General features: G+C 73.8%; 20 protein-coding genes. 3 read left to right on the plus strand and 17 right to left on the minus strand.

The window, feature by feature from the left end:
* Positions 1 to 2 precede the first annotated feature (2 nt).
* From AB0F58_RS25905 to pepN, 6 genes are all read right to left on the minus strand, one after another.
* Positions 3 to 854: a DegV family protein gene (locus AB0F58_RS25905; RefSeq protein WP_357147986.1), complete on the minus strand. Its 852-nt coding sequence runs from the start codon at positions 852 to 854 to the stop codon at positions 3 to 5.
* Between the two features lie 113 nt (positions 855 to 967).
* Positions 968 to 1,633: a histidine phosphatase family protein gene (locus AB0F58_RS25910; RefSeq protein ID WP_357147988.1), complete on the minus strand. Its 666-nt coding sequence runs from the start codon at positions 1,631 to 1,633 to the stop codon at positions 968 to 970.
* Positions 1,630 to 2,043, minus strand: coding sequence for a ribosome silencing factor (gene rsfS / locus AB0F58_RS25915; RefSeq protein ID WP_357147991.1), 414 nt, complete (start codon positions 2,041 to 2,043; stop codon positions 1,630 to 1,632). Before rsfS ends, AB0F58_RS25910 begins: the two co-directional genes overlap by 4 nt.
* 107 nt (positions 2,044 to 2,150) lie before the next feature.
* Positions 2,151 to 2,750, minus strand: coding sequence for a nicotinate-nucleotide adenylyltransferase (nadD, locus tag AB0F58_RS25920; RefSeq protein ID WP_357147995.1), 600 nt, complete (start codon positions 2,748 to 2,750; stop codon positions 2,151 to 2,153).
* 81 nt (positions 2,751 to 2,831) lie between these two features.
* Positions 2,832 to 3,842: a serine/threonine dehydratase gene (locus AB0F58_RS25925; RefSeq protein ID WP_357147998.1), complete on the minus strand. Its 1,011-nt coding sequence runs from the start codon at positions 3,840 to 3,842 to the stop codon at positions 2,832 to 2,834.
* On the minus strand, positions 3,839 to 6,352 hold the full coding sequence (gene pepN / locus AB0F58_RS25930; RefSeq protein WP_357148001.1) for an aminopeptidase N: 2,514 nt from the start codon (positions 6,350 to 6,352) through the stop codon (positions 3,839 to 3,841). Before pepN ends, AB0F58_RS25925 begins: the two co-directional genes overlap by 4 nt.
* 67 nt (positions 6,353 to 6,419) lie before the next feature.
* Between pepN and AB0F58_RS25935 the strand changes: the two genes are divergently transcribed.
* Positions 6,420 to 6,638 (plus strand): DUF397 domain-containing protein, encoded by a 219-nt coding sequence (locus AB0F58_RS25935; RefSeq protein WP_242793706.1) that lies wholly within the window; start codon positions 6,420 to 6,422, stop codon positions 6,636 to 6,638.
* 85 nt (positions 6,639 to 6,723) lie between these two features.
* Here the strand turns inward: AB0F58_RS25935 and AB0F58_RS25940 are convergent, their stop codons facing one another.
* The 3 genes from AB0F58_RS25940 to AB0F58_RS25950 form a co-directional block, all read right to left on the minus strand.
* Entirely contained in the window at positions 6,724 to 7,071 is a 348-nt protein-coding gene (locus AB0F58_RS25940) for a hypothetical protein (RefSeq protein ID WP_357148005.1), read from the minus strand.
* Between the two features lie 309 nt (positions 7,072 to 7,380).
* Positions 7,381 to 8,556: a zinc-dependent alcohol dehydrogenase gene (locus tag AB0F58_RS25945; RefSeq protein WP_357148008.1), complete on the minus strand. Its 1,176-nt coding sequence runs from the start codon at positions 8,554 to 8,556 to the stop codon at positions 7,381 to 7,383.
* Positions 8,553 to 9,203, minus strand: coding sequence for a cyclase (locus AB0F58_RS25950; protein WP_357148011.1), 651 nt, complete (start codon positions 9,201 to 9,203; stop codon positions 8,553 to 8,555). Before AB0F58_RS25950 ends, AB0F58_RS25945 begins: the two co-directional genes overlap by 4 nt.
* A gap of 221 nt (positions 9,204 to 9,424) precedes the next feature.
* Here AB0F58_RS25950 and AB0F58_RS25955 point away from each other — a divergent pair, with 221 nt between their 5' ends.
* Positions 9,425 to 10,159, plus strand: a complete 735-nt coding sequence (locus AB0F58_RS25955; protein ID WP_357148014.1) for a class I SAM-dependent methyltransferase — start codon at positions 9,425 to 9,427, stop codon at positions 10,157 to 10,159.
* Positions 10,156 to 11,199 (plus strand): glycosyltransferase family 2 protein, encoded by a 1,044-nt coding sequence (locus tag AB0F58_RS25960; protein ID WP_357148018.1) that lies wholly within the window; start codon positions 10,156 to 10,158, stop codon positions 11,197 to 11,199. Before AB0F58_RS25955 ends, AB0F58_RS25960 begins: the two co-directional genes overlap by 4 nt.
* A 163-nt stretch (positions 11,200 to 11,362) precedes the next feature.
* Here AB0F58_RS25960 and AB0F58_RS25965 read toward each other — a convergent pair whose 3' ends face one another.
* From AB0F58_RS25965 to AB0F58_RS26000, 8 genes are all read right to left on the minus strand, one after another.
* Positions 11,363 to 12,034 carry a DUF3618 domain-containing protein gene (locus AB0F58_RS25965; protein ID WP_357148021.1) on the minus strand — a complete coding sequence of 224 codons (672 nt, stop codon included), beginning with the start codon at positions 12,032 to 12,034 and terminating at the stop codon, positions 11,363 to 11,365.
* Positions 12,031 to 12,531, minus strand: a complete 501-nt coding sequence (locus tag AB0F58_RS25970) for a phage holin family protein (protein WP_357148024.1) — start codon at positions 12,529 to 12,531, stop codon at positions 12,031 to 12,033. The genes AB0F58_RS25965 and AB0F58_RS25970 overlap by 4 nt, the downstream gene beginning before the upstream one ends.
* A gap of 70 nt (positions 12,532 to 12,601) precedes the next feature.
* Entirely contained in the window at positions 12,602 to 13,516 is a 915-nt protein-coding gene (locus tag AB0F58_RS25975; RefSeq protein WP_357148028.1) for a hypothetical protein, read from the minus strand.
* A gap of 284 nt (positions 13,517 to 13,800) precedes the next feature.
* Positions 13,801 to 14,250: a GNAT family N-acetyltransferase gene (locus AB0F58_RS25980; RefSeq protein WP_357148031.1), complete on the minus strand. Its 450-nt coding sequence runs from the start codon at positions 14,248 to 14,250 to the stop codon at positions 13,801 to 13,803.
* A gap of 70 nt (positions 14,251 to 14,320) precedes the next feature.
* Complete coding sequence (gene obgE, locus AB0F58_RS25985) at positions 14,321 to 15,790, minus strand: GTPase ObgE (protein WP_357148033.1); 1,470 nt, start codon at positions 15,788 to 15,790, stop codon at positions 14,321 to 14,323.
* 102 nt (positions 15,791 to 15,892) lie between these two features.
* Positions 15,893 to 16,150, minus strand: coding sequence for a 50S ribosomal protein L27 (gene rpmA, locus AB0F58_RS25990; protein WP_091651848.1), 258 nt, complete (start codon positions 16,148 to 16,150; stop codon positions 15,893 to 15,895).
* Between the two features lie 11 nt (positions 16,151 to 16,161).
* A complete protein-coding gene (gene rplU, locus AB0F58_RS25995) occupies positions 16,162 to 16,476 on the minus strand; it encodes a 50S ribosomal protein L21 (RefSeq protein WP_088982529.1) in 315 nt (104 codons plus the stop codon).
* Between the two features lie 247 nt (positions 16,477 to 16,723).
* Entirely contained in the window at positions 16,724 to 19,687 is a 2,964-nt protein-coding gene (locus tag AB0F58_RS26000) for an Rne/Rng family ribonuclease (RefSeq protein WP_357148038.1), read from the minus strand.
* Between the last annotated feature and the right edge of the window lie 33 nt (positions 19,688 to 19,720).

Genomic DNA, 19,720 nt, shown 5'->3' on the forward strand with positions numbered 1-19,720 from the left:
GCTCAGGCCGTCCGTCGGTGTACGACCACCGACGCCAGCCCCGGACCGGCGTGGGCGGCCACCACCGCGCCCGCCTCGGTGAGGTACGTGTCGTGCAGCCGCTCGCCGAACCGGGCGCGCAACGCGTCGAGCAGTTGGTCGGCCCGTTCCGGGGCGGCCAGGTGGTGCACGGCCAGGTCCACCCGGTCGTCACCGGCCGCCTCGACGGCCAGGTCCACCAGGCGGGCGACCCCCCGGCTCGCGGTGCGGACCTTCTCCCGCAACACGATCGCCCCGTCGACCATGTGCATGATCGGCTTGACCGAGAGCGCCGTGCCGAGCAGCGCCTCGGCGGCGTTGATCCGGCCGCCCCGGCGCAGGAACTCCAGTGTGTCGACGTAGAACAGGACGCGGGTGCGGTCCACCGCGGCCAGCGCCGCGTCGCGTACCCCGGTGAGGTCGACGCCTTCCTCGGCGGCCCGGACGGCCGCGAGCACCGGGAAGCCGATGCCCATCCCGGCCGACCGGCTGTCCACGACGGCGACCCGGCCGTCGAGGTCGGCGGCGGCGGCGCGGGCACCCTCGACGGTGCCGGAGAGCGCGGCGGAGAGGTGTACCGAGACCACCCCGTCGGCCCCCTCGTCCAGCAGGCGACGGTACGTGCGCCCGAACTGCTCCGGGGCCGGTCGGGAGGTGCTCACCGAAACCCGCCGCCCGCCGAGTGCCCGGGTGGCGTCGTCGGGGCGGGTCTCGATCCCTTCCAGGCCCTCCGCGCCGTTGAGCACGACGGTCAGCGGCACCACGGTCAGCCGGTGCTTACGCACCAGCTCGGGTGGGAGGTAGGCGGTGGAGTCGGTGACGACCGCGACGGGCATGCCCGCACGCTAGTCGAAGTCGGGGCGGGTCGCCGACCTCGCGTCGGCCGGACCGGCGGTCGCCCGGGTGCCGTCGGGCCGGACGGTCAGGCGGCCCGACCCGGCGTCACCGGTCAGACCGCCTCGGTGGACACCGGAGCGCCCCGCCCGGAGCCGACCCCGGTGGGGGCGCCCACGGTCGGCACCCCGACGTTGTGCGCCCGCAGCTGCCAGCCCCGCACCCCGTCGTGCCGCAGCTCGGTCCAGTGGCAGTTGCTGAGGGAGAGGATGGTGGCCAGCACGCGGTGGTCCCAGCCGAGCAGGTGGCCGCAGCCCTGCCGGGCCCCGCCGCCGTGGGTGGCGACCACCACGGTGCCACCGGGCACGGCGTCGACCGCGGCCCGGAACCCGGTGCCGACCCGCTTGCCGAGGTCGTCGAGACTCTCCAGCCCCGCCCCCGGATCGGGGTCACCGGCCCGCCAGCGGGCGTACTCGGCGGGGAAACGCTCGGCCACCTCGTCGACCAGCAACCCCTGCCACTGCCCGAAGTGGCGTTCCCGCAGTCGCGGGTCGGTGTGCACCGGCAAGCCGGTGAGCGCGGCCAATGCGGCAGCGGTGTCGGCCGCGCGGCTCAGGTCGCTGGCGACGATGGCGTCCGGACGGAGTGCGGCGAGTAGCGGCGCAGCGGCCAGCGCCTGTTCACGACCCCGCTCGTTGAGCGGCACGTCGGTCTGCCCCTGCACCCGTCGGGCGTTGTTCCAGTCGGTGTTGCCGTGCCGCCAGACGATCAGCCGGGTCATTCGGCGGGGGCTGCGGAACCGGCGGTGGCGTCCGCCTCGACCAGGTCCCGGTCGACGAACGGTACGGTCGGGCAGTCCTTCCAGAGCCGGTCGAGGGCGTAGAACTCGCGCTCCTCGGTGTGCTGGACGTGGACCACGATGTCGACGTAGTCGAGCAGCACCCAGCGTCCGCCCCGCTCACCCTCCCGCCGGACCGGCTTCGCCTTCTCCGGCAGGTCCAGCAGCCGCTCCTCGATCGCGTCCACGATGGCGAGCACCTGACGCTCGTTCGGGGCGGAGGCGACCAGGAAGGCGTCGGTGATGGCGAGCTGGTCGCCCACGTCGATGATGACGATGTCCTGCGCCTTCTTGTCGGCTGCGGCCTGGGCGGCCGCGGTCGCCAGCTCGTGGGCGCGGTCGGAAACTGTCACCGTTCTCCTTCGATCAACCGTGCGATGCTTCTAGCGTCTCACACGTGGCGCGGGAGTGACGCGTGAGTTCCGGTCGACTAGCGGACATCTCGGGACGAAACAGGCGACTAGCGGCCCCGGTAGAGCCCTCGCTTCGCGATGTACTGCACCACACCGTCGGGAACCAGATACCAGACCGGTTCGCCCCGGGCCACTCTCGCCCGGCAGTCGGTCGACGAGATCGCCATCGCCGGCACCTGCACCAGGCTCACCGTGTCGGCGGGCAGGTGTGCGTCGGAGAGTTCGAACCCCGGCCGGGTCACCGCGATGAAGTGGGCCAGCTCGAAGATCTCGTCCAGATCCTTCCAGGAGAGGATCCGGGCCAACGCGTCCGCCCCGGTGATGAAGTAGAGCTGCACCTTAGGGCCGTACTCGGCGTGCAGGTCGCGCAGCGTGTCGACGGTGTAGGTGGGGCCGCCCCGGTCGATGTCCACCCGGCTGACCTGGAAACGGGGATTGGAGGCGGTGGCGACCACCGTCATCAGGTAACGGTCCTCGGCCGGGCTGACCACCTCGTCGGCCTTCTGCCACGGCTCCCCGGTGGGGACGAAGACCACCTCGTCCAGTCCGAACCGGTCGGCTACCTCGCTGGCCGCCACGAGGTGGCCGTGGTGGATCGGGTCGAAGGTGCCACCCATGATCCCGATCCGCCGGATGTCTTCCTCCATCCGGAGATCGTATGCCCGGCGGGAGGCGGCTGAGCTGCCCAGCTCCACGGGTGCGGCAGCGGTCACAGCGACCGCTGCCGCTCATCCCAGGTCGGCCGGGTCGGTGTTCGCGCCGCAGAGCACCACGGCGACCCGCTCCCCCGGCTCCGGGCGGTAGGCGCCCGCGGTCAGCGCCGCCAGGGCCGCCGCCGCACCGTGCTCCACCGTCAACCGGTACCGGTCCCACAGCCACCGGCGCGCCGCGACCAGGTCGTCGTCGCCGACCAGCAGGGACCGGACGCCGCACCCGACCGCGACGTCGAAGGCGATCCGGCCGAGCCGGCGCGCGCCGAGCGAGTCGGCGGCCACCCCGGAGACCGGGACGTCCGTCGGCCGTCCCGCCACCAGGGCGGCGTGCAGGGTGGGCGCGCCGGACGGCTCCACCCCGACCACCCGGGCCAGCCCGTCGAGGGCGGCGGCCACCCCGGCCACCAGGCCACCGCCGCCCACGGCGACCAGCACGGTGTCCACCCCGCCGGTCTGTTCCCACAGCTCCGTGCCGAGGGTGCCGGCCCCGGCCACCATGGCCGGCTGGTCGTACGCGTGACAGAAGGTTGCGCCGGTCTCGGCGGTCCGCGCGGTGGCCGCCTCGTACGCCTCGGCGTACTCCCGCCCGACCTGCACGACGGTCGCGCCGAGGGCGTGCAACCGGCGCACCTTCGCCGGCGCGCTGATGGTCGGCACGAAGATCTCCGCCGGCACCCCGAGCCGGGCGGCGGCGTAGGCCACCGCGACGCCGGCGTTGCCCCCGGACGCCGTGACCACCCCGGCGGCGGTCAGCTCGCCGTCCTCGGCAGCCGACCGGATCCGGTTGACCGCGCCCCGGGCCTTGAAGGTGCCGGTCTGCTGGAGCTGTTCGAGCTTGAACCAGAGCGCACCCGCCGTCTGCGGCGCATCACCGGCGTCCGCCTCCGCCGGGTCGACGGCGAACACCGGCGTGCGCCGCACGTACCCGGCGATCCGGCCGGCGGCGGCGTCCACGTCGGCCCGGGTGACGACGCCGGCCGACCGCGCGCCGGCACCGGTGGGCGGTGCCGGCGGTCGAGCCCTCACGCCGCCACCGCGCGCGCCGTCCGGGCGACCAGGGCGCGCCGTAGGTCGTCGTCGGCGTCGGTGACCGCCCGGCGCAGCTCGGGGGTGATGTCGTTCCGGGACAGCAGCGTCGCCGCCAACTCCCGGGTGGCCGGGTCCACCGCGTAGCGGGGATAGGCCGCCTTCGCGACGTCCGCGGCGACCCAGGGGGTACGCAGCGTCGCCGCCGCCGGCATCTCGGCGAAGTACCGCGCCACGTACGGTGCGGTCAGGTCGGCCTGCTCGGGCTGCCAGAAGCCCTCGGCAGCCGCCTCGACCAGGCGGTTCGACAGTCCGGTGTCCCGGACGACGATCTCCCAGGCCCGGCCCTTGGCCGCCGGGTCGGGCAGCGCCGCCCGGCACCGGGCCGCCTCCACCGCGCCGGTCGCACTGGGGTCGGTCGCCGCCTCGGCGGCGATCTCCGCCTCGCCGGCCGCGCCGAGCACCACCAGCCGACCCAGCACCGCCCAGCGCAGGTCCACGTCGACGGTCAGCCCCTCGGGCACCCCGGACCCGGCCAGCCAGCCGCCGAGCAGCACGGTGTCGGTGCTGGTCGCGATCAGCCCCTGGGCCGCGGCGAGCTGGAGCGAGCCACCGGCCGGCGCGCCGGCCAGCAGCCGCTGGCAGGCCCCGGCCACCTCGGCCAGGGCCGCGTCCCGGGCGGCCGGTTCGAGGTAGCGGTTGATCAGCGGCCGGATCAGCGCCAGCACGTCCTCGACGATGATCACCTCGCTCTCGGCGGGGAGCGCCGCCGCGATCAGCTCGACCACGGCGGACACCGGCCGTTCCCCGTCGATCGCCGCGTGCAACGACTCACCCCAGAGCAGCGCCCGGGCCAGCGGATCGGCCAGGCCCGGCAGCACCAGCGGCACGGTGTCCGCCGAGGCCGAGTCGAGGCGCACCTTGGCGAAGGTCAGGTCGCCGTCGTTGGGCAGCAGCAGTCGGGCCGCCGGCTGGCCGGTCAGCTCGGGCAGCACGGTGCGGCCCCCGTCGGTGTCCGGGTCGAGGTCGACCTCCCGCCGCTGGACGGTGCCGTCGGCCGAGTAGAGCCCGACCCCGATCCGGTGCGGGCGCAGCACCGGATGGGTCTCCGGGGCGGACTGCACGATCGCCACCTGCGTGTACCGGCCGTCGGCGTCCAGGCCCACCTCGGCGCGCAGGGTGTTCACCTGCGGCCGGCGCAGCCAGCGCTCGGCCCAGGCGGTGAGGTCCCGTCCGCTGGCCGCGCCCAGGCTGGCCAGCAGGTCGGCGAGGGTGGCGTTGCCGAACCGGTGCGCGGCGAAGTGCGCGTTCAGCCCGGCGAGGAACGCCTCGTCGCCGAGCCAGGCGACGAGTTGCCGCAGGACGCTGGCGCCCTTGGCGTACGAGATGCCGTCGAAGTTGAGCAGGCCCTCGGCGGCGTCGGTGACCTCCTCCGGGGCGACCGGGTGGGTCGAGGGGCGCTGGTCGGCGGCGTACCCCCAGGCCTTGCGGCGCAGCGCGAAGGTGGTCCACGCCTGGTCGAAACGGGTGGCCTCGGCGGTGACCCGGACACCGAGGTACTCGGCGAAGGACTCGTTCAGCCACAGGTCGTCCCACCAGCGCATGGTGACCAGGTCACCGAACCACATGTGCGCCATCTCGTGGGCGATCGTGGTGGCGCGCAGCTCGCGCTGGGAGTCGGTGACCGCCGACCGGAAGACGTAGTCGTCGCGGATGGTGACCAGGCCCGGGTTCTCCATGGCGCCGGCGTTGAACTCCGGCACGAACGCCTGGTCGTACTTCCCGAACGGGTAGCGCTCGGCGAAGAGCTGATGGAACCGGTCGAGACACTGCCGGGTGACGGTGAAGATCTCCTCGGCGTCGGCGTCCAGGTGCGCGGCGAGGGAGCGCCGGCAGTACAGGCCGAGCGGAATGCCGTCGTGCTCGGTCCGGCGGACGTGGTACGGCCCGGCGATCAGGCTGAAGAAGTACGTGGCCAGCGGCGCGGTCGGCGCGAACTCCCAGCGTCCGGGCTCGGGCGTGGCGGCGAGCGGCCCGTTGGCGGCGACCGTCCACTCCGGTGGGGCGGTGACCGAGAGGGTCACCGGGGCCTTCAGGTCGGGCTGGTCGAAGGCGGCGAAGATGCGCTGCACGTCGTCGAGGAAGGACATGGCGTAGAGGTAGGTCTCGCCGTCGACCGGGTCGACGAACCGGTGCATGCCCTCACCGGTGTTCGAGTACGCCATCTCCGCCTCGACGGTCAGCGTGTTCACCGCGGCGAGCCCGGCCAGCGGCAGGCGGTCGTCGACCAGCAGGTCGGGATCGAGGTCCCGGTCGTTGAGGCGAACCCCGACCAGCTGGGCGGGTTTGACTTCGACGAAGGTCTCCGTTCCGGGGGTGGCCCGGAAGGTGATGGTGACGTGGGAGTGGAAGCGGTCGCCGTCGCCGGTCAGGTCAAGGTCCACCTGATAGGACTCGACGGTAATCAACGCGCCACGCGCAGTCGCCTCTACACGGCTCAGGCTCGGCATCCGCTTATCCTGCCCGATGAGGGAACGGATGGTGTTCCCATTACTCCCGGCACTGGAGGAAGCAACAATGGGTCAGCACCCCAAGGGCGATTTCGATCTGTCGCGGGCCGTCTGGCAGCGCGCCGAGGGGGACACCTCCGACAGCGCGGTCGAGGTCGCCTTCGTCGACGATCTGATCGGCATGCGCAACTCCGCCGAGCCGGAAGGCCCGGTTCTGGTCTTCACCCAGGCCGAGTGGGACGCCTTCGTCGCCGGTGCGCAGGACGGCGAGTTCGACCTGGACTGAGCAGCCGGCGCCGCGACCGGATCGACGACCGGCGACGTGGGCTCCCGGCACGCGGGACACCCACGTCGCCCCGGTCGGATCCCGGTCAACCGTCACCGTCGCCCCACCCGAGGCCGCCGAGGCCGGGCGCGTGGTGGAAGCCGGGGTGGCCGCTCACGTCGGCACAGCGTTCCCCGTCCGGACCGACCGTCCCGCAGAACAGCGGCTCCGCCCGGTGCCAGGCGCCCGCCGGTGAACAGGCGGCGCCGCCGAGCGCCACCTCCGGGCGGAGCAGGCTGAGCGCCTCGGCGTACTCCACCGCCCGTTCGCGTGCGTCGGTCAGATGCGCCGCCTCGAAGGCGAGATGCGCGGTGTAGAGGCGCGGCGGCACCGGCAGCCGTCGCCCGTTCCGCCGCCCGTCCACCCACCACCGGGGCGACCTGTTGTCCTTCACTGCCGTTCCCTCCCGTCACCGGCCCGCACCGTCGGTGGACGCCGCGCTCCGGCACCTGCTGTCGGAACGTGCTGCCGGTTCCGCCCAGCCAAGCAGGATCCGGTGCCACGGGGAGGAGCCAGCGGACGCGGCCGGTGGTGGCCCACACCCCGCCGGGGCCGGTACGTCGTCGTCCGGGCAGCCCGGGGTCAACGCCGTGCCGCACCGGGACCGGACCGGGCGGGGCGCATCATCCGGGTGCCCCGGGGTGGACGCAGCCGGCCGTCGGCCGGTGGGGGTGCCGGCCGGACGGCCGGCACCGGGCGGAGGTCACGCCTGCGGATGCAGCACGGTGCGCAGGCAGGCGTCCTCCTTCTTCTCGAAGATCTCGTAGCCGCGTACCCCGTCGGCCAGCGGCATCGGGTGGGTGGCCAGGTAACCGGGGTCCATCTCCCCGGCGGCGATCCGGTCGAGCAGCATGGGGATGTACCGCTGGGCGTGCATCTGCCCCATCCGCAGCACCAACGCCTTGTTCATCGCCGCGCCGAGCGGGAACTTGTCCACGAACCCGGCGTAGACCCCCACGATGCTCACCGTGCCGCCCTTGCGGCACGCCATGATCGCCTGCCGGACCGAGGTGGGTCGGTCGGTCTGCGCGCGGGTGGCCTGCTTGGCGCGGTCGTAGGCGTAGGCCGGACCGACGTCGTGGGCCTCCATGCCGACCGCCTCGATGCAGGCGTCCGGGCCGCGCCCGGCGGTCATCTCCCGCAGCGCCTCCAGCACGTCGGTCTCGGCGTAGTTGACCGTCTCCACGCCGAGCCGGTCGGCGGCGGTGGTGAGCCGTTCGGGCAGCCGGTCGATCATGACGACCCGCTCGGCACCGAGCAGCTGCGCGGCGCGCGCGGCCATCTGCCCGACCCCGCCGGCGCCCCACACGGCGACCACCTCGCCACCGGTCAGGTGACAGAAGTCGGCGGCCATCCAGCCGGTCGGCATCGCGTCGGAGGCGAACACCACCGAGTCGTCGGGCACCCCGTCCGGCACCTTGAACGCCCCGACGTCACCGAACGGGACCCGGACGTACTCGGCGTGGCTGCCGGAGTAGCCGCCGGCCGCGTGCGAGTAACCGAGGATCCCTGCCGGGGAGTGCCCCCAGAGCTTCTCGGTGAAGACCGGTTGCGGGTTCGAGTTGTCGCAGAGCGAGTACTGCTCGGTGCGGCAGAACCAGCAGCCGCCGCAGGCGACCACGGAGCCGACCACCACCCGGTCGCCGACCCGGAGTCGTCGGACGTCCGGCCCGGTCTCGACCACCTCCCCGGTGAACTCGTGACCCAGGACGTCACCCTCCCGCATCGCCGGCAGGTAGCCGTTGATCAGGTGCAGGTCGGAGCCGCAGACGCTGCTGGCCGCGACCTTGACGACGATGTCCCCGGCGGCGCGGATCCGTGGCTCCGGTACGTCGCGGACGGCCAGCTTGCCGACGCCCTCCCAGCAGAGTGCCTTCACGGCCGTCCTCCCGCGATCAGCTTGTCGCGTACCGCGTCCGTCGCCTGCTCCTGCCGCGGGCTCCGACCGGACGGATCGCGGTGCGTGTCGATGACCTGGCCGCACTCGACGAGCGACTTCACCCGGCGCAGGGTGGTCCGCAGGCGCAGGTCCGGCTCGTCGCCCCGGGCCAGGCCCAGCGCCCGGCGCATCGGGCCGCCGAGGCGGTAGCGCAACTCGGCGCGGATCTCGGTGCCCCGGCCGCCGGGGGCGGTGGTCAGGTCGACGTTCCCCTCCTGGGGCACCGGACCGTCGATCACCTCCCAGCGCAGCTGTCCCGGCCCGGTCACCGTCACGTCCGCCCGCCACTCGGTCCCGCCGTCGTCGGCGGGGTCACGGGCCACGCACCGCCACCGGTTCGGGTCGATCTGCTCCAGGGTCGCCCACCCGCCGAGGGCCCGGTCGAGCCGTTCCCGGTCGGTCCAGAAGCCGACGACGGCCTCGACCGGCCGGTCCACCGTGATCCCCCGGCGCACCACGTACCAACCGTCGACCATCTCGGGTTGCCGCCGGTGCCGTCGGGCGGCCATCGCCCGCCCGACGCCGACCGCCCCGCCGGTGGCGACGACGGCGCCGAGCAGCGTCCATCTCGCTCTGTTGCTGGTCATCAACGTCTCCTCCAACCGGGCGCCCAGGGATGGATCGTCCGTGTCCCTGCGCTACCCGGTCCGGTGCTGCCGAAACGGCCCACTCTCCCGCCGCAGCGCGCGTTTGGTATCCCGGATTGCGGGCACCTGCCCGGAGCAACCGCCCACCGCCGTCCGGGCACCGCACGGACGTGCCGCCGCCCGGGTACGCCTCCGGGTGACACCGTCGCCCGGGAGCACCGTTGTCCTTCGACCCAAGTGAGTACGGCCGGCACGTCGCGGACGTCTACGACGAGGCGTACGCCCACCTCACCACCGACGACGCGGTGGACCGGCTGGTCACGCTCGCCGAGGGCGGCCCGGTCTGCGAGTTCGGCATCGGCACCGGACGGCTCGCCCTCCCCCTGCTGCGGCGCGGACTGGACGTGGCCGGGGTCGAGGGATCCCCGGCGATGGTCGCCGGCCTGCGCGCGAAGCCCGACGGCGACCGGATCGAGGTGGCCGTCGGGGACTTCTCCACCGCCCGCGTGCCCGGTGAGTTCGCGCTGGTGCTGCTGGCCTTCAACACGATCTTCGCGTTGCCCGACCAGGCCGCCCAGGTGGCCTGCTTCCGCAACGCCGCCGCGCACCTGCGCCCCGGCGGGCGGTTCGTCGTCGAGACGTGGGTGCCCGACCCGGGCGCCTTCCGGGACGGCACGGCCCTGCGGCCGGTCCGGGTCGCCGAGGACGAGGTGCTGCTGGAGGCGGCCGTCCTGCACCCGGCGGACCAGCGGATGACCACGACCAAGCTACGGGTCACCACCTCCGGGATCCGGCTGCTGCCGGCCAACCACCGCTACGCCTGGCCGGCGGAGCTCGACCTGATGGCGGAACTGGCCGGGATGCGCCGGGAGCACCGCTGGGCGGACTGGACCGCCCGGCCGTTCACCGACGGGAGCCGCCAGCACGTCTCGGTCTACCGGCGGGTGGCGGCGTGAGCGCCCCGTCCCGCCCGATCCGGCGTCGGTCGGCCCCCGCCGCCCCCGCCACCCACCTGCCCCTGTCGTACGTACTGCCCCTGCGCTGGGCGGACGACACCGGATTGGCCGAGCTGACCGGGTACCTGCGACGCCTCGCCGCGCGGGTCGAGGTGACCGTCGTCGACGGCTCCCCACCGGAGGTCTACGCCCGGCACGCCGCCGCCTGGCACGGCCTGGTACGACACGTCCCACCGGAGGCGGTGCCGCACGGCGTGAACGGGAAGGTGCGCGGGGTGCTCACCGGCGTCCACCTGGCCGGGCACGAGCACGTGGTGATCGCCGACGACGACGTCCGGTACGACGGGGCGGGGCTGCGCGCCGTGCACCGGCTGCTGGACCGGGTGGACCTGGTCCGCCCGCAGAACTACTTCGACCCGATGCCCTGGCACGCGTACTGGGACAGCGGGCGGATCCTGCTGAACCGGGCGTTCGGCGCGGACTACCCGGGCACCCTGGCCGTGCGACGGAGCACCTTCCTCGCGATGGGCGGCTACGACCCGGACGTGCTCTTCGAGAACCTGGAGCTGATCCGCACCGTACGGGCGTACGGCGGCACCGAGGCCGCCCCGGCCGGTCTCTACGTCCGTCGGCTGCCCCCGGCCGCCCGGCACTTCCTCGGCCAACGGGTCCGGCAGGCGTACGACGACCTGGCCCAACCGGTACGGCTGGCCGCGTTCCTCGCGGTGCTGCCCGCCCTCGGCGCGGCCGTCGTCGCGCGTCGGGGCGGCCCGGTCCTCGGTGCGCTGGCCGCCACGGTGGTGCTGGCCGAGGCGGGACGCCGGCGGGCCGGCGGTACCCGGGTCTTCCCGCCCGGCGCAGCCCTGGCCGCGCCGCTCTGGGTGCTGGAGCGGGCGGTCTGTTCCTGGCTGGCTATCGGGCAGCGGGTCGTCTTCGGCGGCGTGCGGTACGCGGGCACCCGCATCCGGCTCGCCGCCCACTCCCCCCGCGCCCTGCGCACCCGCGCCCGCCGCACCCGATCCCCGGCCCTGCCCACCTGACCCCGACGGCCCACCGCCGGTCCGGTCGTAGGTGGACGGCACCCGTCCGCGATCCACGGGACGTCACACCGGGCGAGGTGGGGTCGACGCAAACGGCTCGCGGCCACCTCCGGCGAGCCGGGGGTGGCCGCGAGCCGCGGCGCACGGGTGTCCGTACGGCTGGTCAGTGCCGGACCTCTTCGCGCGCCTGCTGGGCCTGGTCCCGCACGTCGTGGGCGGCGGACCGGGTGTCGTCCTTGACGGTCTGCACGGCCTCCTGGGCGGTCGACTTCACCGACTCGGTGGCGTGCTGGGCCGGCTCGCGCAGCTGTTCCTTCATCTCGCCGGCGACCTCGCCCAGCCTGTCGGTGACCAGGTGCGAGTGCTCGCGGGCCTTCTCCTTGACCTGGGTGGCGGCGCGCTGCTCCCGGTCGGTGGCGGGCAGCAGCGACGAGGCCAGCCACCCCACGCCGAAGGCGATCAGGCCCGCGGCGAGCGGGTTCCCCTGCGACTTGCGCCGCAGCGTCTGCGGGGCCCGGGTCGCCGCGTCCCCCACCGAGTGCGCCGCGTCCCCCACGGACGAGGCGGCCGAGTGCGCCGCGTGGCTGACGCTGGACGCCGCCGAGGAGGCGCGGTCGCCGACCGAGTGGGCGGCGTTCCCGCCGGCGTGGCCGAGGTCCGACGCGGTTCCCATCACCTTGTCCCTCACATTCTGCAGGGCGCCGCGCGCCCGCTGCTTGCGGTCGTCGACGATGCGGCTCGGGCTGACCTTGTACGCCAACGCGTCCACATCGGAGCTGAGGTTGTTGCGGGTGGCCTCGATCTCGCGGCGGATCTGGTCGGGATCGGTGCTCATCGGATGACTCCCTCCGGGTGGGGCTTCAACGCGTCCGGAATCCGGTGCACGCTGTCGTTGGTGCGCTTCAGACCGCGTACGTGCTCGGCGTTCTTCTTGCCCATCGAGTAGAGGACGGCGGCGACCGCGCCCCAGAGGACGGCGACGATCAGTGCCGCCCAACCGGCGTCCATCACGTTGGACAGCCCGGCCCAGAGGGCGAGCGAGAGGAACAGCGCGACCATGTAGCCGCCGAAGCCGGCTCCGCCGAAGAACCCGGCCGCCTTGCCGGCCTTCTTGCCCTCCTCGCGGATCTCGGCCTTGGCCAGCTCCACCTCCTGTCGCATGAGCGTGGAGAGGTCGGTGGTGACCTGCCGCAGCAGGTCGCCGACGGAACGGCCGGTGACCTCCTCGGCGGTGTGCTGCTGGGGGTGCCCGTTCAGATCCGCGTGCTGCCCGTGAAGGTTCGGGGTGGGCTGGTACGCGGGGTCGAAACCCTGGTGCGTCGGCATGCTCACGCCGCCGTCTCCTTTCCGTACGCGCCGGCCGCCCGCGCCCTCGGGCGGGCGTACCGGCTGGTCAGCGGCTTCACGAACGGTTGACCCCACTGGACGGGACACCCGGCAGCGGGTCGGTCTGGTCGACCGGCGGCAGCGGCTGGCCGGTGCCGGTCGGCGGCATCGGGGCGACGTAGCCACCGGAGGTCGGGCCGGCGTAGCCACCGGGCGCCGGGGCGACGTAGCCACCACCGGTCGGCGCGGCATAGCCACCACCGGTCGGCGCGGCATAGCCACCCGGAGCCGGGGGCTGGTGGTAGCCACCGGCCAGCGGGTCGGCGTAGCCCGGGTCGGGCGTCGCGTACGCGCCCTCCGTCGGCAGCACCGCGGTGCGGTCCGGGTCGGCGACCGGCTGGTACGTACCCGGCTGCTGGTCGTCGCCGGTGGCCGCGATGTTCTTGGTCAGCCGGCCGGCGAGAACGCCGAGCAGGGCCGCGCCCACCAGGAAGGTGCCCGGGTTGCGGCGGGCGTAGTCGCGTACCTCGTGCAGCAGGTCGCCCGGCTGGCGCTCGTCGAGCCACCCCGCGACGCCGTGCACCCGGTCGGCGGCCTGGTGGGCGAGTTCGGTCACCGGGCCGCCCTGCCCGCCCTGCTGCGCCATCGAGCGCATCTCGTCGGCCAGCGACCGCAACCCGCCCGCGGCGCGCCGCTGCTGGTCGGCGGCCTGGCTGGCGAGCTGGGTGCGGGCCTCGCCGTAGACGTTGCGGGCCTGCCGGGTGGCCTCTCCGACGACCTCCCGGCCCTGCTCCTTGGCCGTCTGGGCGACCGCGCCACCCGCGTGGGCGGCCTCCACGCCGACCTGCTTGGCCTGCTCGCGCACCCCGCTGTCCGAAGTGGAGGGAGCGTTGTGCGACTCGTAGGTCGTGGTGTGCGAGCCGTACGCGCCGGTCGTTTCGTACCCGGTTGCGGTACCGTTCGAGGACGTGGTTGCCGGATCGTAAGTCATCGTCTGCCTTCCGTCCGCTGAGGAAATCGTCGCGGTTCGACTAGGGGGGATGTCGCCGGCGCTGTCGTCGGCTGACTATTGACCTACCCCTGGCCGGCCGGTCCATGCCTGCTTTCTTTCCGGTCCGTCCACATCCGGCGTGACCCCGATCTCAGGCGGTCCGCACCGCCGGCACGACTCGGGTGGTGCGACGACGAACCGCCGACGCGCCGGTGGCGGCGTCGGCGGCGGAAAGGGTGGCAGCGGGAGCAGGAGCGGAGGCGGGGCCGGCGGACGGCGGCGGGTCAGGCGGCCAGCGGGAGCCGCTTGGCGAAGCAGACGCTGTACGGGTTGCCCACGTACTCCCCGTACACCGGGATCGGGGCGTACCCGCAGGAGGTGTAGAGGGCGATGGCGGCCGGCAGGTACGTGCCGGTCTCCAGGCAGACGGTGTGGTGCCCCTGCCGGAAGGCCAGCTCCTCGAGGGCGGCCAACAACTGCCGGCCGACGCCGCGTCCCCGGAACGCCGGGCGGACGTACATCCGCTTGATCTCGCCGGTGCCGCTGTCCAGCGCCTGGACCCCGCCGCAGGCCACCGCCCGCCCCTTGAGCACGACCGCCAGGTAGTGGATGTCGTCCCGGGTTCCGGTGACCTGCCCGTCCAGTCCCCCGTCGGCTTCCCGCAGCTCCCGCTGCTGCGCCGTGACCAGCGCGGCGATCTCGGGGTCGCCGGCGGGACGCGTCTCGATCAGCATCCCGCCACGGTAGGTCGACCGGGTTTCCCGCAGGTTTCCGACGGTGGGCCCGGTCCCGGAGCGCAGCCGGCTATTCGGCGTCGTCGTCCACGTCGTCGGTGTAGTCCGCGTCCGTCCCGGCCTCGATCTCGTCCGCCGGGCGCTGCCGGCGGGCCTTGCGGGCGGCGAGCCGCTCGGCCGCCGAGGACCGGGTCGACTTGTCCTCCAGCCGCACGTCGGTGCCCCGGTTGCCGGGGACGAAGTCGACCCCGGCGTAGAGGGTGGGCTGCCAGTCGAACTCGCGCTCCCCGATCCGCACCAGGTCGCCGGGCTGCGCCCCGGCCTTCGCCAGCTTGTCCTCGACGCCGAGCCGGGCCAGCCGGTCGGCGAGGTAACCGACCGCCTCGTCGTTGTCGAAGTTCGTCTGCCGTACCCAGCGTTCCGGACGCGTGCCGCGCACCACGTACGAGCCGTCGGCCTGCGCCTCGATGGTGAAGCCGGCGTCGTCGACCGCGGTCGGCCGGATGACGATCCGGGTCGGCTCGGCCGGGGGCGCGGCCCGCCGGCCCTGCTCGACCAGTTCCGCCATCGCGAACGTCAGTTCCCGCAGCCCCTCCCGGGTCGCCGCGGAGACCTCGAAGACCGGCCAGCCGCGGGCCTTCAGGTCCGGCCGGACGATCTCGGCGAGGTCCCGCCCGTCCGGGACGTCGATCTTGTTCAACGCGACGATCCGGGGCCGGTCCTCCAGCCCTCCGTACGCGGTCAGCTCCGCCTCGAGGGTGTCGATGTCGGCGACCGGGTCCCGCCCCGGCTCGAGCGTGGCGGTGTCGATCACGTGCACCAGCACGGCGCAGCGCTCGATGTGCCGGAGGAACTCCAGTCCCAGGCCCTTGCCGGTGGCCGCGCCGGGGATCAGACCCGGCACGTCGGCGACGGTGAAGGTGTGCTCGCCGGCCTGGACCACCCCGAGGTTGGGCACCAGCGTGGTGAACGGGTAGTCGGCGATCTTCGGCTTCGCGGCGGAGAGCACCGAGATCAGCGACGACTTGCCGGCCGACGGGAAACCGACCAGACCCACGTCGGCGACGCTCTTCAACTCCAGGACGACGTCGAGCTGCTCGCCGGGCTCGCCCAGTTCGGCGAAGCCGGGGGCCTTGCGTCGGGCGTTGGCCAGCGAGGCGTTGCCCCGGCCGCCCCGACCGCCCCGGGCCGCCTCGAAGGTGGTGCCCGCACCGACCAGGTCGGCGAGCACGGTGCCGTCGGGAGTCTGCACCACGGTGCCGTTGGGCACCTTGAGCACCAGGTCGCGGCCGTTGGCCCCGTCCCGGTTCGAGCCCGCGCCGCCCTTGCCGCTGTCGGCCTTGACGTGCGGGCGGAAGTGGAAGTCGAGCAGCGTGTGCACCTGCGGGTCGACGACCAGCGAGACGCTGCCGCCGTGTCCGCCGTTGCCGCCGTCGGGGCCACCGAAGGGCTTGAACTTCTCCCGGTGGATCGAGACACAGCCGTGCCCACCGTCGCCGGCCCGCAGATGCAGGACGGCCCGGTCCACGAACATCGTCACGTCGTCAATCCTCCCCGCGGCAACCCCGCGACGTACCCAACTGAAGAAGAAAAAGACGAAGCGGGCCGGGACACCAGGTCCACGGCCCGCTTCGTCGGAAGACTACTGCCCCGCCGGTACGATGCTGACGGTCTTGCGACCGCGCTTGGTGCCGAACTGGACCGCGCCGGCAGCCAGCGCGAAGAGCGTGTCGTCCCCGCCGCGGCCGACCAGGTCGCCGGGGTGGAACTTGGTGCCACGCTGCCGGATGATGATCTCGCCGGCGCTGACGACCTGACCACCGAAGCGCTTCACGCCGAGCCGCTGAGCCGCGGAGTCGCGACCGTTACGCGAGCTGGACGCACCCTTTTTGTGAGCCATTGGAGGACGACCTACTTCCCGCTGGAGATGCCGGTCACCTTGACCTGGGTCAACGGCTGGCGGTGACCCTGGCGCTTGTGGTAGCCGGTCTTGTTCTTGAACTTGTGGATCCGGATCTTCGGGCCCTTGGTGTGCGCGGCGATCTCGCCGGACACCGCGACCTCGGCAAGCTTCGCCGCGTCGGTCACCAGGTCGTCACCGTCGACGAGGAGCACCGCGGTGAGCTTCACCGCGTCACCGGGGGCACCGGCGAGCTTCTCGACCTCGATCACGTCGCCCTCGGCGACCTTGTACTGCTTGCCGCCGGTCTTGACGATCGCGTACATCGGAGGCGGACTCCCTGTCGTTGAGGCTGCTGACGGTCGTTCCCGCGGCGACTCACCGGGCGTCGGAGGCACGGCGGCTCAGGCAGCGAGAACTCGGCGCACCAAAGTACGCCGCAGGCAAGAGTACGCCATGCCTGACCTCGGCCCCAAACCGGGTCGACTCTCTGCCGGACGGGACAGGGCCCCGCCCACCGGCACGGTCGCCGGAGGCGGGGCCCTGTCGCCACCTACCTGCCCACTGCTCGCCTCACGGCCGGGTACGCCGCCGCGTGCCACCCCGCCGGGACCGGCGGCGACCGCCGCCCGCCTCGGCGAAGTCGTCGTCGCCCTCCCCGTCGCCCAGGGCGTCCGGGTCGTCGGCGGCGGCCAGTCGGGCCGACTCACCGCGCTGGGCGTCGGCGGCCGCGGGGGCGGCCGCCGTGTCGGCCTCGTACCGGGACAGGTCGTAGCCCATGGTGTCCTGGTACGTCTCGGTCGGGGTCTCGGTGACCTCGACCTCGGCGGTGCTCCGCTCCGGCGCGGCCGACTTGCGCCCCCGCCGGCGCGTGGACGCGCCGTTCTGCTCGGCGGGCGCCGGGGCGACCGGGGTGGTCGTGGCGACCGCCTTGGTCTTCTCCTGCGTGCCGCCCGACCGGGGCTTCTCCGGCACCGGCTCGGTGTGCATGATCAGGCCACGGCCCTTGCAGCACTCGCAGGTCTCGCTGAACGCCTCCAGCAGGCCCGCGGCGATCCGCTTCCGGGTCATCTGCACCAGGCCCAGCGAGGTGATCTCGGTGACCTGGTGCTTGGTGCGGTCCCGGCCGAGGCACTCGGTGAGCCGGCGCAGCACCAGCTCCCGGTTCGACTCGAGCACCATGTCGATGAAGTCGATCACCACGATGCCGCCGATGTCCCGCAGCCGGAGCTGGCGGACGATCTCCTCGGCCGCCTCCAGGTTGTTGCGGGTGACCGTCTCCTCCAGGTTGCCACCGGCACCGGTGTACTTGCCGGTGTTGACGTCCACCACGGTCATCGCCTCGGTGCGGTCGATGACCAGGTGGCCGCCGGAGGGAAGGAAGACCTTCCGGTCCAGCCCCTTGAGGATCTGCTCGTCGATGCGGTACGTGGCGAAGACGTCGGCGGTGCCGGTGTGCCGGCGCAGCCGCTCGACCAGGTCCGGCGAGACGTGCGACAGGTACGACTCGACCAGGCCGTACGCCCCGTCGCCCTCGATCACCAGCTCGCGGAAGTCCTCGTTGAACAGGTCCCGGACCACCCGGATGACCAGGTCGGGCTCCTCGTAGAGCAGCACCGGGGCGCCGCCCTCGGCCGCCTTGGCCTGGATGTCCTCCCACTGCGCCTGGAGCCGCTTGACGTCCCGGGCCAGTTCGTCCTCGCTGGCCCCCTCGGCGGCGGTCCGGACGATCACGCCTGCGCCGTCCGGCACCAGCTTCTTCAGCACGTCGCGCAGCCGCTTGCGCTCGGTGTCCGGCAGCTTCCGGCTGATGCCCGAGGCGTTGCCGTTCGGCACGTAGACCAGGTGCCGGCCGGAGAGCGCGATGTGGCTGGTCAGCCGGGCGCCCTTGTGACCGATCGGGTCCTTGGTGACCTGCACCAGCACCGAGTCGCCGGACCGGAGCGCCTGCTCGATCGACCGGGCCCGCCCCTCCAGGCCGGTGGTGTCCCAGTTGACCTCACCGGCGTACAGGACGGCGTTCCGGCCGCGCCCGACGTCGACGAAGGCCGCCTCCATGCTGGGCAGGACGTTCTGCACCTTGCCCAGGTAGACGTTGCCGGCCATCGTGCCGGAGGAGTTGCGGGTGACGTAGTGCTCGACCAGCACGCCGTCCTCGAGGACGCCGATCTGGGTACGGTCGCCGCGCTGGCGGACCACCATCACCCGGTCGACCGCCTCCCGGCGGGCCAGGAACTCCGACTCGCTCAGGATCGGCGGTCGGGTACGCCGCTGCTCCCGGCCGTCACGGCGGCGCTGGCGCTTGGCCTCCAGCCGGGTCGAGCCGGAGACGCCCTGCACCTCGTCGACGGTCTTGCGCGGCTCACGGATCTTGACCACCGTCGGGACGCCGTCGTCCGCGGTCGCCTCGACCTCGCCCGAGCCGCGACGACGGCGACGGCGGCGACGACGGGTCAGCCCGTCGGCGCTCTCCTCGTCCTCCTCGTCCGTCTCGGCCTCGGCCTCGGTCTCCTCCTCGGCCTGGGCCGAGTCGTCGGCCTCGTCGTCCTCGGCCTCGTCGGCTCCGCCCCGGCCGCGACCGCGACCCCGGCGGCCCCGGCGACGACGACGCCGTCCGTTGGCGCTCTCGTCGTCCTCGTCGTCGTCCTCGGCGGCCTCGTCCTCGAGGTCGGCGGTGGGCTCCTCCTCGTCCTCCTCGACCTCGGGCTCGGGCTCGGCCTCGGCCGCCACCTCCACCTCGACCTCGACCGGCTCGGCGTCGCGGCGGCTCCGCCGCCGGCGGCGGGAGGTCTCGGTCGTCTCCTCGGCGGCGGGCTCCTCGGCCGGCAGGGTCACCCGCACCGGCACCGCCTCCGGCTCGGGGGCCATGAAGAGCACGACCGGCGGGGTGAGGGCGGCCCGGCGACGGCGGGTCGGCTTCTCCTCCACGGGCAGGGCCGGCGGTTCGACCGGGGCGGACACCGCCACCCCCGGCAGAATCTCACCGGAACGGCTCTCCGCACCGCTGGGCGCGACCGGGCCGGCGTCCGCCGGCGGCGTCACGACCGGCTCCTCCGCCTGCGTCACGGCCGGCGGGGTCGCCACCGGGGGTGCGCTCTCGGCGGGCGGGGCAGCCGGCTCGACCAACGACGGGGGGACGGCCTCGGCGGCCTCCGCGGCCTTCCGGCGCCGCGTCCGGGTGACCTTGACCGGCGGTACGACCTCCGCGCCGGCCTCCGACTCCTCGGCGGCGACGGGCTCCTCGGCGGCCTTCGGACTGGTCGCCTTGCGGCGACGACGGGTGGTCTTCGGAGCCGCCTCCAGGTCACCGGCGACCGGGGCGAACACCTCCGCCTGGGGGGCGTCGGGGCTGGTCGAGGCGGTGCCGGTGGCCGCGTCGACGGGCGCCTCGGTCTGTTCCGGCTGGTTGAGCGGCGCAGCCCGGCGCCGGGTGGTTCGCCGCCGCGTCGGGGTGACGGGGGCGTCAGTGGTCTCGGCGGTCTCACCGGCCGGCTGTGTGCCGGTCCGTTCGCCGCCCTCGGGCTCGTTCTCGAGCATGGACGTTCTCCAGTTCTGGCTGCCCCGGGCGCG

The organism is Micromonospora sp. NPDC023956 (genome assembly GCF_040639195.1).
In the GTDB taxonomy this organism is placed as follows: Bacteria; Actinomycetota; Actinomycetes; order Mycobacteriales; family Micromonosporaceae; genus Micromonospora.

What these genes read in the sequence shown, in the direction of transcription:
- AB0F58_RS25965 (WP_357148021.1), bottom strand. Translation starts at nt 12,034, where the DNA reads ATGAGCACCGATCCCGACCAGATCCGCCGCGAGATCGAGGCCACCCGC.
- AB0F58_RS26000 (WP_357148038.1), bottom strand. Translation starts at nt 19,687, where the DNA reads ATGCTCGAGAACGAGCCCGAGGGCGGCGAACGGACCGGCACACAGCCG.
- AB0F58_RS25980 (WP_357148031.1), bottom strand. Translation starts at nt 14,250, where the DNA reads ATGCTGATCGAGACGCGTCCCGCCGGCGACCCCGAGATCGCCGCGCTG.
- rplU (WP_088982529.1), bottom strand. Translation starts at nt 16,476, where the DNA reads ATGTACGCGATCGTCAAGACCGGCGGCAAGCAGTACAAGGTCGCCGAG.
- AB0F58_RS25950 (WP_357148011.1), bottom strand. Translation starts at nt 9,203, where the DNA reads ATGACCAGCAACAGAGCGAGATGGACGCTGCTCGGCGCCGTCGTCGCC.
- nadD (WP_357147995.1), bottom strand. Translation starts at nt 2,750, where the DNA reads ATGGAGGAAGACATCCGGCGGATCGGGATCATGGGTGGCACCTTCGAC.
- pepN (WP_357148001.1), bottom strand. Translation starts at nt 6,352, where the DNA reads ATGCCGAGCCTGAGCCGTGTAGAGGCGACTGCGCGTGGCGCGTTGATT.
- AB0F58_RS25905 (WP_357147986.1), bottom strand. Translation starts at nt 854, where the DNA reads ATGCCCGTCGCGGTCGTCACCGACTCCACCGCCTACCTCCCACCCGAG.
- AB0F58_RS25975 (WP_357148028.1), bottom strand. Translation starts at nt 13,516, where the DNA reads ATGACTTACGATCCGGCAACCACGTCCTCGAACGGTACCGCAACCGGG.
- rpmA (WP_091651848.1), bottom strand. Translation starts at nt 16,150, where the DNA reads ATGGCTCACAAAAAGGGTGCGTCCAGCTCGCGTAACGGTCGCGACTCC.
- AB0F58_RS25935 (WP_242793706.1), top strand. Translation starts at nt 6,420, where the DNA reads ATGGGTCAGCACCCCAAGGGCGATTTCGATCTGTCGCGGGCCGTCTGG.
- AB0F58_RS25910 (WP_357147988.1), bottom strand. Translation starts at nt 1,633, where the DNA reads ATGACCCGGCTGATCGTCTGGCGGCACGGCAACACCGACTGGAACAAC.